Genomic DNA, 14,370 nt, shown 5'->3' on the forward strand with positions numbered 1-14,370 from the left:
CAAGGGCCTACTCCTCGTCGTCCGGGCGCTGGGATCGAGCAGCTCCCGCAGCCTTGCGCCCAGGTTAGGACGGTGAAAGGGGTAGAAGCCGTGGAAGTTGATGTGCTCGAACACCAGCGGACTGAGCCGGGCTCGGATCTCGGGGCTGACCCGGCCGCCCTCGATCCCCATCGCCCCGGCCTCCAACTGCTTGACGGCCGCGTCGATATAGAGCGAATTCCACCAGGTGATCGCATTGAGACCGAGGCCCAGCGCGCCCAGCTGATCCTCCATGCCCCATTCATATCCCCTGGTCAGGCGGCCGAGGTTGCCGAAGAAGACGCGGCGGGCCAGCTGATGGCGCGATTCGCCGATGTTGAGCTGGGCCCCGATCATCCGCCGGTACTCCTCGACATGGATGATCTGGAGTAAATGCAGCGACTTGAAGATCCGGCCGTAGTGGGCGAAGGCGCTGCCCAGACCGGTCAGGCGGCCATCGGCCATCATCATGCGGATCAGGTCGTATGCGCGGACCTGATTGGTGGCCAGCGACCCGGCCACCCGCACCATGTCGTCCCAGTGCTGCACGATGGTCGGCAGCGACACCCGGCGAAGGCCCAGGGTGTTGAAGTCGCCCCAGGCGTTGCCGGCGCGGTTGCCGCGGGTCATGTCGCCCTCCAGCATGGCGACATGACCCACCACAGCTGGGTGTCGGTGATGTCGGCGTGCCGCGGCGCGAACTGGTAGCCGCAGACGGCGAACAGGCCGTATACGACGTCGCTGTAGCTGCCCTGATCGGTGGTGATCACCTCGGGGTGCTCGACGGCGTCCAGGCGGTGGATGGCGTCCAGGATGAACAGCGAGTCGCGTAGCGTGCCGGGCACCAGCAGCCCGCCGAGCCCCATCACCTTGTCCGAGATGGTGTTCAGCCAGGTCGAACCGCGTGCGCGCTTGCCGATTCCCCAGTACAGCGGCGAGGGCCGGGCGTGCAGGGACCGGACCGGCACCACGAACCGCATGCCGTCCACCGAGGCCACCAGCCCGCCGCCCCAGTCGGCGGTGATGTCGATCCCGGCCTGCCTCTCGACCAGGCGGGCCGAGACGCCGGCGATGCCCTCGCCGTGGAAGTAGCCCTTCTCCACGCCCAGCAGCCGGTGCTCGGTGAGCGCAGCCTCGCCCGCCTTGACCACCGGCACCAGGCCCACGTTGCACGAGCGTGCCGCCGTCAGCGCGGCCAAGGAGATATCGAGGTCGTCGCGGCGCAGATGCGTTCCGGTGATGTGGCCCATGCAGTCGAACATCCCGGTCTTGGCATGCGTCTCCAGCAGCAGCTCGGGGTAGTCCACGCGCGGCAGCATCGCCGCCACTGCGTCGTGCACGACTTTGAACCCCTCGGGCAGCGGGGCGGCCTCCAGCCGCGACAGCTGCAGCTTGCCGCCCTTGATCTGGACCGACGCGTTGGCCGCCAGACCGGCGGCGACCTGGGTGTAGGCGTCATCGACCAGGTCGGCCAGCTCGCGCAGATGAGCGCGCGGGTCGCCCTCCAGGCCCAGCGCGGTCAGCATTGAGGCGCGCTCGCGTACCCACAGCCGCTCCTCGATCAGCCGGGCCCGCGGATTGCCCCACTTGTCCGCCCCCACCGCGTACACATCGCGGCGGCGCAGCGCCAAATGCAGGGCCTCCAGGATGCAGAACACATACGCTGGACGGTCGATCAGCGGCGCCTCCAGCTTGGGATTGTCGAACACCAGGCGCCGCCACGATCCGGCCACCAGCTCCTCGAACCCTTGATGTGCTCGCGGCCCGGTTTGCGCGCCGCCGTCACCCGCACCAGCGCCTTCACCGCGGCGACAACCTGAGAGCCTGCGGCCGTTGCTCCCCACGGGATGACGGAGGTCAGCTGCCCGATGAACGGCTTGACCGTGCCGTAGCGGGCCACCAGCTCCGCCCGCCATTCCAGATCACCGTCGTCTTCTTCCGTCGGCAACGGCAACAGCTCTGCGACCGTGGCCAGCGCCGCCTCCAGCTGCTCACGGCTGATCACCTGCACCACCGCGTCCACCACCTCGCTGGCCGTGGTGTCGGTGCGCGCGCCATCTTCGGCGACACGGACCGGCGGGGTGTCGCGTACGATCGCCCACGCGGCCGCCAGCCGGGCCGCCGCCACCCGCAGCCGGGGCAGGTTGCGCAGCTTGGCCTTGTCCCCGGCCCGGCCGGCTTGCGACAGCAGCTTCGTCGACATCAGCAGGTCGAACAGCAGCAGCGCGTCATCGACCGCGACGCCTTCCAGGTGCCGTACCGTGGCCAGCAGCGTGGCCTCGCGCCGGTCATCCTCCAGCTGCCTGATCCGGAATGCCTTCGCGGTGGTTCCAAACCTGGCCAGCTCGGCCATCTTCACCAGCGCCACCGCGCTGCAGTCCACCGCCCCGGTGCCCAGCCCCAGCACATACGCCGACCGGTCGAAGGCCTCGCACATGCCCGTGCCCGACAGCTTGGTCACCGCGGTGCGCATCCACTCCAGCACCGATACCTTCTTGCCCCTTGGCACGGCCAGCGTGGCCACCAGTTCCCCGCGCATATGCTGCGGCGCCGCCTCCACCAACGTCCGGTTGATCGAGCTCAACCCCGCCCGCCGTACCTCGGCCACCAGTCGTGACACCGTCGTGATGCCCGGCAGCAACACCCGGTTCTCGATCAGCCATAGCACCGCACGGTCGAACAACTCCCGCTTGGAGTCACGCGTCTTGGCCACCCGCGAGGCCACGAACGCCGCAAGCTCGTCCTAGGCCTCGCCGAACTCCCGGTACTTCAGCAGCTTGCGGATCTTCGCCGCGTGATCGTAGGGGGTCTGCCACCGGTCGCCGTACTGCTTGACCGCGCTCCACTCCTCGATCCCCAACTGCTCGGCGACATACCGGATCGCCACCTCCGGCACCTCGACCGGGCCGGAGTCGGTCAGGAACCTGCCGAGCATGCGCACGGTCCCCCATTGAAGCGACCAGCCGAGCCGATTGTGTAGACCACGCCGCCGCTGCACCTGCGCCAGCGCGGCCTCATTCAGGAAGAAGAACCTCTCCAGCTCTTCTGGCGTCGGGTCCGCCACGAACCGGCCATAGCGGCCTACCTGCTCGTCAGACAGATACTCATGATGCACGGATCGTCACCATAGGAGAGTAGTCAGCTACTACTCGCCGGTATGCCCAAATCGAGACCGACTCGTCCCGCTACAACCCCGACAGCCTGCTGACCTGCGACTCAGCGCCTATCGAGAAATCTCGTCGAGATATGACCACGACCCCGTTCCTTCGCCTACGCGGATCTCGGAAAGCGAAGCTCACATGACATTTGCCGGGCGCAGGCGAGGTGCCCGACGGACGCCAGGCTCCGGCCCTGTGCGGGTGCGGCTCGTTCGCCGAGGCCATGGTCGTGGACGAGGCGACCGTCCTCACCGTGCAGACCGATCTGCCCGACGGAATTCCAGGTCGAGGTCCTCGACGGTGAGGGTGAGGATTTCCTCGGCGCGGGCGGCCGTGTCGTACAGCAGCCGCCACAGTCTTCCATCGGTCCATCACCGCGGCGTAGTGCTCCGGGGGCCAGGGCGGCGACGGGATGTGCCGGGCCGGCCATAACGGTCGGCCGGGTACCGTGCGCGCTGAACCACAGCAGGTCAGCGCGCAGGGCCCCGCTACTTTAGGGGCTGGAGACATCCTCGGAGGTCGCGGGTTGTGCCACGCCGGGCGGGCGCGGCTGGCGTCAGTCAGCCCGCAGGAGGGTGTGCAACTCGGCGGTTTCGATGATGTGGGCTCGGGAGGGAAAGACCTGATGGAGCAGGACGTCGTGCGCTTCGGGGTCAGGGTCGGCGACGCCGTCGGCCAGGACGTAGAGCCGGTAGTCGCGGTCGGCCGCGTCGATGACGGTGGACAGGACGACGCCGCTGGTACTGATGCCCGCGATGATCAGAGTGGTGATGCCGTGTTCGCGCAGCCGCTGATCGAGGTCGGTGGTGGATAGGCCTCCATAACGGATCTTACGCACGATGATGTCTCCGTCCTGGGGAGCGAGACGTTCGTGGATGGCGGTGTCAAGGTCTGCGTGGTGCATGAGACGGTGCTGGGCGATCGGTGCGAAAGACCTGTTGGTGGGCGGGATCGCGGCCCAGTCGGCCTCGGTGAAGCCGACCCGGACATAGGCGACGGTGCCGCCCGTGGCGCGAACGTCGGCGATTACCTTTTCCATGCGTCCCAGCAGGGCTTCACTGTCGCTTTCGGGTAGCAGCGCGAGGATCGCGGGCTGATAGTCCATGGGGGGCAGACCAAGTACGAGTGAAAGGGGCAGTGAGTCGCTGGCCAGAAGGTTTAATCGTCCGCTGATGTGACCCTCCGCGTGGGTTTAGTTGCGGTTTGGTGAACAAGACCGTTTGGCATGGTTGATCGCCGCTACGGTTTCGGCGTCTGGACGCCGGGATCGAGGCGAGGGACGGCCTTGGGATGACGTGGATCGAGCGGACCGCCTAGCTGGAGGGCATCGCGCCGTCGAAGATCGCCGACTTCTCGGGGGAGGCCGACGCCCAGGACGTCGATACCTTGTCGCGCTACGACCCGGTCAAGCAGGTGGCGTTGCTGGCGTGCCTGACGCACTCCGCCCGGATGCGGGCCCGAGACGACCTGGCCGAGATGTTGTGCAAGCGGATGGCCTCCCATGTCAAACGGGCCAAGGCGGAGCTGGAGGAGATCCGCGCCCGGCAGCGCGCGACCAGCGAGCGGCTGATTGGCACCTACCGTCAGGTGCTGGAACGTCTCGACCCCGGCAGCGAGACCTCGGCTGCCGGACGCGAAGCGGTGGCGCGGGCCGTCGAGGCGGTGACCTCGTGCGCCGGTAACGCCGGGCAGGTCCAGGCACTCGGCGAGATGCTGTCGGCGCTCGTGGTGCAGACTCACAGCGTGCAGGCGGTCCGGGCTGCGGTAGAGCAGGCCGGCGGGTTCGCCGCGCAGCTGGCGGACATCGAGGAGGTCGCCGCCTTCCACGGTGACGCGCACGAGCTGCTGGTGTACCGGTTCTTCAAGAAGGACCGGCCGGCGCTGTTTGAGCTGGCGGGCAAGCTGCGGCTGAAGGCCACCTCCAGCGACGATTCGGTGCTGGCTGCGCTGGCGCACGCCCGCGAGCATTCACCCAAGCGGCGCGACTTCATCCCGCTGCCGCCACCGGTGCAGGAGGATGAGCCGGAGTCGGGTATCGCGTTCGCGTCGGGTAACTGGCGACGGGCAGTGACCGACCGCAGACGGCCTGGCATGGTGGCGCGGCGGCACTTCGAGGCGATGGTGTTCTGCTACCTGGCCGAGGAACTACGCACCGGGGACGTGGCCGTGCTCGGTTCGAATGAGTACGCCGACTGGGGCGCCCATCTGCTGCCCTGGGAGGAGTGCCAGCCGAAGCTGGCGGCGTTCTGCGAGAAGGTCGGCCTGCCCGACACCCCCGCCGGCTTCGTCGCCCACCTCAAGGACGCCCACCTGAGCGCGGCCGCGCAGCTGGACGCCGGCTACCTCGACAACGCCGACCTGGTCATCGATGAAGGTGGTGTGCCCACCCTCAAACGCCGCCGCGGTAAGGGCAGCGATGCCGAGGCCGAACGGCTGGCGGCCGAGATCGAGCGGCGCATGCCCGAACGCTCGCTGCTGTCCATCGTCGCGCGCACCGCCCACTGGCTCACCTGGTATCGCCACTTCGGCCCGGCCTCCGGCTCCGACCCCAAGATCAAAGACAAGCTGGGACGGTACTCGCTGGCGGTGTTCACCGGCGGCATCAACATCGGCCCCTACGAGGCGGCCAAGCACATCGCCGGCGTCACCGCCCGCGAGCTGTCCATGGTCCGCAACCGGCACATCACCCTGAAGAAGCTGAACGCCGCGGTCGTCGATGTGGTCAACGCCTTCGCCGAACTGGACGTGGTCAAGGCCTGGGGGGACGGCAGCACGGTAGCCGCCGACGGCACCCAGGTGGACACCTACATCGATAATCTCCTGGCCGAGACCAGCATCCGGTACGGAGGATTCGGCGGCATCGCCTACCACTACATCTTGATGATCGTCTGCAGTGATGTCGCTGAACCCGAGGCTGCTCCCGTGAAGCGGCGGTTGGCGCTGGCGCGTGGGATTCCATCACGATAGGACCTTGAATGTCGAAAGACGTCGATCCCACCCCGTTGGCTGGAGTCGGTGGCCGCCGGGGCGGCAGCCTGTCACCCATGATTGCTCGTGACATCGACCGGATCGACCACTCCGTCCTCTACACCACCGACATGGACGCCACCGCGGCGGCCTACGAGGCGCTGGGCTTCACGCTCAGCCCACTGTCAATGCACATGGGCTCCGACCGCCCCGGCGGCGAGCGAAGGCCGATGGGTGCCGGCAACCGGTGCGCCCTGTTCGGCCGCACCTACCTGGAATTGCTCGGCCTGTACGGGGACGGCTCGGTCGACCCCTGGAACATCCGCCCGCTCATCGCCCAGTACGAGGGCCTGCACGGCTACTCCTTCGGCTGCACCGACGTCGAAACCGCCGAAAAGCGCCTGCGAGCGGCCGGCTTGTCCTCCTCCGGTGTGCTGCCGCTGCAGCGGGATGTGGACACCCCTGACGGTGTGGAGAGCGCCCGCTTTCAGGCGGTCCACCTCGACAGGGCGCTCACACCCGAAGGGCTGATCCACGCCGCGTACCACCTGACCCCTGAACTGATCCACCAGCCGCGCTACCTGGAGCACGCCAACGGCGCCACCGGCCTGTACAGCGTGCTGCTCGTGGTGGACGACGCCGACCTGGAGCCCACCGTCGCCCGCTACGCCCTCATCCTGGACACCGAACCGGTGACCGAGGGACCAGTGCACGTGCTGCCGCTGCCGCTGGGCAGGGTGGAGGTCGTCGCGGTGTCCGCCTTCCGCGCGATGATGCCCGGCGAGTCGGTGCCCGCATTGCCGTACATGGCCAGGCAAGCCGTGTCGGTACGTGACGTACAGGCGGCCCGCGACCTGGTGGACGGCAACGGGTTCACCACAAAAGACATGCCCGGCGGATTCTTCGTCGGGGCCGCCCAGGCCCGCGGCGCCGCGCTGGCCTTCCTGGAGATGTGACCGGTGACCGACCTGATCCAAGCATCCGCCGGGACGCTGCGCGGCGTCCCCGCGGGTGGCGCGGTCACCGCCTTCCTCGGCATCCCCTATGCTCGCGCCGAGCGGTTCGCCGCGCCGCGGCCGACGCGGTGGAACGGCGTGCTGGATGCCGTCCAACCGGGTTTGGCAGCCCCGCAGCCGCGCACGTCCCGGCTCGAACGCGCCCTCGGCCCCGGCAGCGAACTTCGCCAGGGTGAGGACTGCCTGTCACTCAATGCGTGGACACCGGGCGGCAGCGGGCTGCCGGTCCTGGTGTGGCTGCACGGTGGCGGCTTCCTGACCGGTTCCGGCGCCCAAGCCTGGTACGACGGCGCGCTGCTGGCCGAACGCGGCCGGATGGTGGTCGTCACCGTCAACTACCGGCTGGGAGCCCTGGGCTACCTGTACCTGACGCCGCAGTTCGCCCCGGCCAACCTCGGGCTGCTCGACCAGATCGCCGCCCTGCGCTGGGTGAGGGAGAACATTTCGGCGTTCGGCGGTGACCCGGCTCGCATCACGCTGGTCGGCCAGTCCGCCGGAGCGCTGTCCGCGCTGGCCCTGCCCGGTCATTCCGCGGGCCGTGACCTGTTCCGGCAAGTCATCCTGCAAAGCACACCGGCCGGCGTACGGCCGTACAGCATCGGCGAGGCCGCCGAGATCGGCCAGATCCTCCTGGACGTCCTCAATCTGCGCCTGAGTGACGCCGAACGGCTGCGCACCCTACCGCTCGCCGACCTGCTCGCCGGCCAGGAGCAGACCGCCCGCCGCATCGCGCGGCCCACGGGGGTGACGCCGCCCTTCCAACTGGTCGCCGCCGACGGTGTGCCAGCCGACCTGACCACCGGCGCCCAGGAGGAGGTGCCCATGCTGATCGGCACCACCCAGGACGAGGCTCGGGCCTTCTTCCCTCAAGCTGAGGCCGAGCTCACCGCGCGGCTGTTCCGCGACGGCAGCCTGCGCCTGGCCGGGCGAGCCCGCTCGGCCCACCTCTACCAGTTCGACTGGTCACCGCCAGGCAGCCCGTTCGGTGCCTGCCACTGCATCGAACTGCCGTTCGTCTTCGGCAATCTGCCCGCCTGGCATGCCTCCCCGATGCTGGCCGGCGCCGACCCCGCGCAGCTTGAGCAGCTTGTGGCGCACGTGCAGGGCGCCTGGACGGCTTTCGTCCACGACGGCTCGCCCAGCTGGCCCGCCTTCCCTCACGTCGAGCACATCACGCTAACCTGACCACGGTGATCGCCCCTGTCCTGGACCAGCTCGATCGCGCCATCGTCCACGCCCTGCACGTGGACGGCCGCGCCCCCTTCAGCCGTATCGCTTCGGTGCTGAAGGTGTCCGACCAGACCGTGGCACGCCGCTACCACAGGCTCCGCTCCGCGAGGCTGCTGAAGGTGATCGGTCAGGTCCAGGCGCGACGGCTGGGCTGGGCGGAGTGGTTCGTCCGAATCCAGGTCGTACCCGACGCGGCCGTCCCCATCGCCGAGGCGCTGGCCCGCCGAGCGGACACCTCCTGGGTCAGCCTCACCTCCGGCGGCACCCAGATCGTCTGCGTGGTGCGGGCACGCAGCTTCCGTGAGCGCGATGCGCTGCTGCTGGGCCAGTTGCCCCGCACACCGCGGGTGGTCGGGGTGACGGCGCACTGCCTGCTGCGGGTCTTCGCCGGCGGCCCCACCGGCTGGCACGGCAGAGCCGACTCGCTCACGTGCGAGCAGATCGCCACGCTCGCCCCGCAGCACGCACCAGGGGCTCAGCGGGAGCGGGTCGTCCTGGACGAAGGCGATGAGCATCTGCTGGGGGTCCTGGCTCGGGACGGTCGCGCCGGATATCCGGAGCTGGCCCGTGCCACCGGCTGGTCTCCAGCAACAGCCAAGCGCAGGCTGGGCCACCTGCGCGACTGTGGCGTGCTGTTCTTCGACGTGGATATCGACCCTCTGCTCCTGGGCTTCGAGATGGTCGCCATCCTCTGGCTGACCGTCGAGCCCTCCGCCCTGCGCCGCACGGCCCAGGCGGTGGCCACGCATCCTGAGGTCGCTTTTGCCGCCGCCACCACCGGCCCGACCAACCTGCTGATGTTCGTCGCCTGCCGCGACGCCGACGCGCTCTACGGCTACCTCGAGGGCGGCATCGGCAGCCTGCCGGGAGTACGGCACATCGAAAGCGCCCCGGTCATCCGAGACAGCAAACGAGCCGGCACAGCCAGAGCAGGAACGTAGCCAGCAGCACGAGCACACCGAACGTCGCTATCCAGTCCAGATCGCTCATGTACGTGATAATTGTCTATTATCACGTACATGAGCGATCACAGCGGCGCGGCGACCAGGACAACCCTCCGCCGGGGCGGTGCGCGACTCCGGCACGTTATCCGGTACATCGCCGCAGCGGTCGTACGGCGGTCGGCATGAGCGCGGCGACGAAGGTCACCGCCCTGCGCGGTGAGGGCGTCAGCCTCGTCGCGGCCGCCGACGCCTTCCTCGCCACGGCGCGCACTGCCAACCCCAACACCCACCGCGCCTACGCCTCGGCCATCGACCGCACCATCGCCCTGCTCGGCCGCGACCGGCCGCTCGCCGACGTCACCGACGCCGAAGTCGGCCAGGCGCTCATCGAGCTGTGGGGTGGACGCGCGCCGGCGACCTGGAACCGCAACCGCGCCGCCGTCACCTCCTGGCTGACCTGGTGCCAGGCCAAGAAGCACTGGGCCGCCCCGTCAGTGCCGGCCGACGCCGAACGCCGCACGGAAACCGCCGACGAGACCCGCGCCGTGGCCAAGACCACCATCCACCGGCTGCTGTCCCGTCGGGACATCCCGTTTCGGGAGCGAACGCTGTGGCGCATGCTCTACGAAACAGCTGCCAGAGCGGCGGAGATCCTGGCGCTGAACGTCGAGGACCTCGACCTGGAGCATCGGCGGGCGCCGGTCCGGTCCAAGGGCGGCGCGATCGAGTGGGTGTACTGGGAGCGCGGCACTGCCCACCTGCTGCCCCGCCTGCTCCGGCTCCCGGACGGCAGCACCCGCACCCACGGCCCGCTGTTCCTATCCGAACGTCGCCCCGTCCCGGCCCGCCGCCCTGCGGCCGCCGACATCTGCCCGCACACCGGCCGCGCCCGCCTCGGCTACGACCGCGCCCGCGTCCTGCTGGACACCTACGCCGGCCTCGATCTGCACCAGCTGCGCCACTCCGCGGCCACCCACCTCGGCGAGGCCGAGATCCCGCTGCAGCTCATCATGGGCAAGACCCGGCACAAGAACCCCCGCACCGCCATGCGTTACGTCAAGCCCGGTGCTGAAGCCATCGCCAAGGTCACCGAGGCCCTGGCACCGCGTCGCCGTACTCACTGATCAGCAACTTCTCCGAGGTGAGAGGGGGCACTGCCCCTTTCTCTCGTACTTGGTCTGCCCCCCTCCATGACGAGCCGGGCGGTGTGTGCGGGGTCGGGTGCGGGGGTGGTGCTCATGCGAGTGTTTGCCTTTCCGGTGGCGCCTGGTCGGCGTTCTTGTGTTGGGGCGTGCGGTCGTGTCGAGGGAGGAGGAGCGAGGTCGCCAGGAGGAGGAGACCGGCGATCGCGATCGCGGTGCGGGGACTGGTGAGGCCGGCCAGCAGGCCCCACACGCCGGTCATGGCCGCGATGGTGGCTTTACTGGTGATCGACCAGGCAGACAGCGTGCGGGCGACCCGGTCCGACGGGAGCTGTTGGAGCCGATAGGTAGCGAATATCGGGTTGAACACGCCCATGCAGGTGATCAGCCCGAGTTCGATGGCGATGACGAGGATGAGCCCGGTGGGGCCGGGGTGGATGAAGGCCAATCCGAGTGGCCAGCACGCGCGCAACGTCCCGGCGGTGAGCATGACCTTGTGCTGTCCGTACCGTGCGAGGAGCGGGCGGGCCAGTCGCGAGCCGATGAGGCCGCCGATGCAGGGGACGCCGAACGCGAGGCCGTACTGCCAGGGTGCGAACCCGAGGTCGCCGAGCATGAGGACGGCGAGCAACGGCGAGGCTGCCATGATCAGGCCGTTGACCAGGACGGTGTTGAAGAACAACGGGCGCAGTGCGGGGCCGGCGAGGATGTATCGCCATCCCTCCAGCAGATCGTCGGCTCTGGGCCGGGGCGGTGTGGCGGTTCGCGCGGGATGCGGCTCCCGCCCGCCGATGGCGCGGATTCCCGCGGCGGCCAGCATCGACACCTCGGCAGGCCCTGCGTCCAGAGCGAGAATCGCGATCAGGGCGAAAGCGTCGAACGCGAGCCATGTGCCGAACGTGCTGACCGCATATGCAGCCCAGAACCACCTGAACTGCCGCCCCAGTGACCTTCCCAACGCGCACCCACTATCTCCAAGAAACAACCATCAGATGATTTGAGAGATCAAAGCGCGCAGCTGGTAGGCAGGTCAAACAACCGGCTGACCGAAGGCGCACAACTGTGAGTTGTTTACTAAGGTCGGTTGGTGTGGATCTCGATGCGGTGCGCACGTTCGTCGCCGCCGCCGACGCGGGGCAGTTCCAGGAGGCCGCCGCCGAGTTAGCGGTCACCCAGCAGGCCGTCTCCAAGCGCATCGCCGCGCTGGAGCGCAACCTCGGCGTGCGGCTGTTCACCCGCACCGCGCGCGGCGCCGAGCTCACCATCGACGGGCAGGCGTTCCTGCCTCACGCGCGCGAACTGCTGCGTGTCGCCGAGCGCGCGGTCGCGTCCGTGCTCCCCGGCAGCCGTCCGTTGCGCGTCGACGTGATCGCCTCGCGCCTCGCGGCCTCGGCCCTGATGCGTGGCTTCCACCGCGCGCACCCCGAGATCGAGCTCGACGTGGTGATGTTGTTCGACATCGAGACGGCCCTCGCCGCCATCGGGTCCGGTGCGATCGACGCGTCCTTCCGCGCCGTCGCCGTGCCCGGCCGGCCCCTTCCCGAGGACATCGGGTCCGTCCGGGTGCTCGATGAGCCGCTCCAGCTCCTCACCGGGCCCGCCCACGCACTGGCCGGCGCCCGGTCGGTGACCGTCGCCCGGCTCGCCGGGCATCGGATCTGGATGCCCGGCATCGTCCCCGGCACCGAGTGGGCCGCCTACTACGACGATCTCGTCGCCGAGTTCGGCCTCACCATCGAGGCGACCGGCCCCAACTTCGGCTCCGACGCGCTCCTCGACACCATCGCCGACACCCCGGCCCTGGCCACTTTCATGGGCGAGCAGACCCGCCTGGTCTGGCCCGCCGACCACGGCCTGCGCCGCATTCCGGTGACCGACCCGACGCCCGTCTACCCGCACTCGCTCCTGTGGCGCCGCGACAACCCCCACCCGGGGCTGGCCACCCTCCGCGCCCACCTCGCCGCCGTAGCGGCCGGCCACGACGCCGCCGGGACCTGGGCGCCGGGCTGGGTGATTCCGAGCTGAAACGCTGCCGCGTCTGCGATCACCATGTGGGACAAGATCTCGTCCGGCACATCCCTGCCCTGGGAGCGCAGCTCCAGCACCGCTCTGGAATAATATTCCGTCGTCCACGCGACCACCGGGTCGGTCAAAACGGTCAGGCGCCACAGGGTGGTGTAGCCGGGCAGTTCGTGCTCCTCTGCACATGCCGCCGGAGTAGGCCGGCAACAGGTGACGAGGCTGGGATGGGTGATTATTTCATTCAGGTCTGGCCAGGGTGTGTCTTGCTCATCCGGGGGCATTCCCTGACGTACTCCTCCGAAAGTTGGACGACCACCTGCCGATAGTTGAAGCTGCCGCTCCTGACTTCCACGGCGAGGGGCGCGAGTGTAGAGGGACGACCCTCTGGCCCCCAACAGCGGCCCCGATGGCAACGGCTGGATGCCCCAAGGTCACCACCCGCCTTCCAGGCCGGTGACCCGGGGCCGGAGCGTGGTGGCCGGGTGGCTGTCCTCGCAGGAGGCGTACCGAGACACCAGGTGACCTTGACCCGGGACTTGAGCAACAACGGCCAGTGGCGGTAGCGGGACCGGTGAGGGCCTATCGGTAAAGACCGCTGCTTCCCGAAAGAAGAAGAGGAGGAGACGGCATGTCTTCTGCCGTGCACCGTTCCATGCAGGTCGCCGAACCTGGCGGGGACCTGTCTTTGGTTCAGGTGGATACCCAGGAACCGGGCCCGGGTCAGGTGCGGGTCACCGTCGAGGCATGCGGGGTGTGCCACTCCGACGTGTTGATCACCGGCGGACACATTCCGGGTACCACCTTTCCCGTCACCACAGGGCACGAGATCGCGGGACGCATCGACGCGATCGGCGGCAACGTCACCGGCTGGTCCGTCGGTGATCGGGTGGCGATCGGCTGGTACGGAGGCAGTTGCGGCCACTGCGACGCCTGCAGGGAGGGCGACGGCGTCCTCTGCCCCGAGCTTCAGGTGCCGGGTGTCGCGTATGCCGGAGGGTTCGCTGACTCCGTCGTGGTGCCGGCCGTCGCCCTGGCCTCAGTCCCGGACGAGCTGACGGCGGTGGAGGCCGCGCCCCTGGCCTGCGCCGGCGTGACCGTGTACAACGCGCTGCGCCGCAGCTCCGCGCGTTCAGGCGACACCGTTGCGGTCCTCGGTCTGGGCGGCCTGGGGCACCTGGGGGTTCAGTTCGCTTCGAAGATGGGCTTCAATACCATCGCGATGGCCCGCGGCCCCGAAAAGACGTCGCTGGCTCACCAGCTCGGCGCGTCTCACTACATCGACAGCGCCACCGAGAAGATGGCCGACGCGCTGCAGGCCCACGGGGGAGCCAAGGTGGTGTTGGCGACGGTGACCAATGCCGCGGCGATGTCCGCGACGGTCGACGGGCTGGGGCGCCGCGGCGAGCTCATCATCGTCGGCGTCGCCATGGAGCCGCTGGACATCACGCCCCTGCAGCTCGTGAGCGGGGCCAAGCGGGTGTACGGGCACGCTTCCGGCATCGCGGTCGATACCCAGAACACCATGAGGTTCGCCGCCCAAAGCGGCGTCCGGTCGTGGACCGAGGAGGTTCCGTTGGAGGAAGCCGATGCGGCGTTCCAGAAGATGATCTCCGGCCAGGCCCGCTTCCGCATGGTCCTCACCACCGGTAACTGAATACCCCGCGGGAAAAGACACCCGGCCCTTCCCGCGAGAGCCACACCGCAGGCAGCAGGTACGGGAGGAGCGACCGCATGGAGTCGTCGGCGCGCACCTGGGGCGATCATGAAACGGGGCGGGTGATCTTTCGCGATGACGGTCGACGGCCTCTTCGAGGCCGAGGGCGCCGAGGTCGTCGTGACGCCGCTTCAAGCACCGCTGCCCATCGTCCAGATC

At 68.9% G+C, this 14,370-nt stretch carries 9 protein-coding genes and 3 pseudogenes; 7 read left to right on the forward strand and 5 right to left on the reverse strand.

Features of this window, described 5'->3' with window-relative positions:
- Positions 1-141: 141 nt before the first annotated feature.
- The 4 genes and pseudogenes from OHA77_RS40650 to OHA77_RS40665 all read right to left on the reverse strand — a co-directional run.
- Positions 142-663, reverse strand: a pseudogene (locus OHA77_RS40650) (Tn3 family transposase); the annotation flags it as partial.
- Positions 645-1,751, reverse strand: a complete 1,107-nt coding sequence (locus tag OHA77_RS40655) for a Tn3 family transposase (protein WP_406314855.1) — start codon at positions 1,749-1,751, stop codon at positions 645-647. The gene OHA77_RS40655 and the pseudogene OHA77_RS40650, both read right to left, overlap by 19 nt.
- Positions 1,694-3,133 (reverse strand): annotated as a pseudogene (locus OHA77_RS40660) (DUF4158 domain-containing protein). The gene OHA77_RS40655 and the pseudogene OHA77_RS40660 overlap by 58 nt, the downstream one beginning before the upstream one ends.
- A 599-nt stretch (positions 3,134-3,732) precedes the next feature.
- Positions 3,733-4,281, reverse strand: a complete 549-nt coding sequence (locus OHA77_RS40665; RefSeq protein ID WP_406314858.1) for a cysteine hydrolase family protein — start codon at positions 4,279-4,281, stop codon at positions 3,733-3,735.
- Between the two features lie 653 nt (positions 4,282-4,934).
- Between OHA77_RS40665 and OHA77_RS40670 the strand changes: the two are divergent.
- The 5 genes and pseudogenes from OHA77_RS40670 to OHA77_RS40690 all read left to right on the forward strand — a co-directional run.
- Positions 4,935-6,053 (forward strand): annotated as a pseudogene (locus OHA77_RS40670) (Tn3 family transposase); the annotation flags it as partial.
- 167 nt (positions 6,054-6,220) lie between these two features.
- On the forward strand, positions 6,221-7,099 hold the full coding sequence (locus OHA77_RS40675; RefSeq protein ID WP_406314860.1) for a VOC family protein: 879 nt from the start codon (positions 6,221-6,223) through the stop codon (positions 7,097-7,099).
- 3 nt (positions 7,100-7,102) lie between these two features.
- Positions 7,103-8,344, forward strand: a complete 1,242-nt coding sequence (locus tag OHA77_RS40680) for a carboxylesterase/lipase family protein (RefSeq protein WP_406314862.1) — start codon at positions 7,103-7,105, stop codon at positions 8,342-8,344.
- A 5-nt stretch (positions 8,345-8,349) separates the two neighbouring features.
- Positions 8,350-9,330: an Lrp/AsnC family transcriptional regulator gene (locus tag OHA77_RS40685; protein WP_406314865.1), complete on the forward strand. Its 981-nt coding sequence runs from the start codon at positions 8,350-8,352 to the stop codon at positions 9,328-9,330.
- Positions 9,331-9,515: 185 nt separating this feature from the next.
- Positions 9,516-10,457 carry a tyrosine-type recombinase/integrase gene (locus OHA77_RS40690; RefSeq protein ID WP_406314867.1) on the forward strand — a complete coding sequence of 314 codons (942 nt, stop codon included), beginning with the start codon at positions 9,516-9,518 and terminating at the stop codon, positions 10,455-10,457.
- A 112-nt stretch (positions 10,458-10,569) separates the two neighbouring features.
- Here the strand turns inward: OHA77_RS40690 and OHA77_RS40695 are convergent, their stop codons facing one another.
- Positions 10,570-11,433 carry an MFS transporter gene (locus tag OHA77_RS40695; protein WP_406314870.1) on the reverse strand — a complete coding sequence of 288 codons (864 nt, stop codon included), beginning with the start codon at positions 11,431-11,433 and terminating at the stop codon, positions 10,570-10,572.
- Positions 11,434-11,564: 131 nt separating this feature from the next.
- Between OHA77_RS40695 and OHA77_RS40700 the strand changes: the two genes are divergently transcribed.
- On the forward strand, positions 11,565-12,500 hold the full coding sequence (locus OHA77_RS40700; protein WP_406314872.1) for a LysR family transcriptional regulator: 936 nt from the start codon (positions 11,565-11,567) through the stop codon (positions 12,498-12,500).
- Between the two features lie 625 nt (positions 12,501-13,125).
- Positions 13,126-14,151 carry an alcohol dehydrogenase catalytic domain-containing protein gene (locus OHA77_RS40705; protein ID WP_406314875.1) on the forward strand — a complete coding sequence of 342 codons (1,026 nt, stop codon included), beginning with the start codon at positions 13,126-13,128 and terminating at the stop codon, positions 14,149-14,151.
- Positions 14,152-14,370: the final 219 nt, after the last annotated feature.

Source organism: Streptosporangium sp. NBC_01639, from assembly GCF_045209755.1.
Classification (GTDB): Bacteria; Actinomycetota; Actinomycetes; order Streptosporangiales; family Streptosporangiaceae; genus Streptosporangium.

Coding starts and splice junctions, on each gene's coding strand:
- OHA77_RS40665 (WP_406314858.1), bottom strand. CDS start 4,281: ATGGACTATCAGCCCGCGATCCTCGCGCTGCTACCCGAAAGCGACAGT.
- OHA77_RS40675 (WP_406314860.1), top strand. CDS start 6,221: ATGATTGCTCGTGACATCGACCGGATCGACCACTCCGTCCTCTACACC.
- OHA77_RS40690 (WP_406314867.1), top strand. CDS start 9,516: ATGAGCGCGGCGACGAAGGTCACCGCCCTGCGCGGTGAGGGCGTCAGC.
- OHA77_RS40705 (WP_406314875.1), top strand. CDS start 13,126: ATGTCTTCTGCCGTGCACCGTTCCATGCAGGTCGCCGAACCTGGCGGG.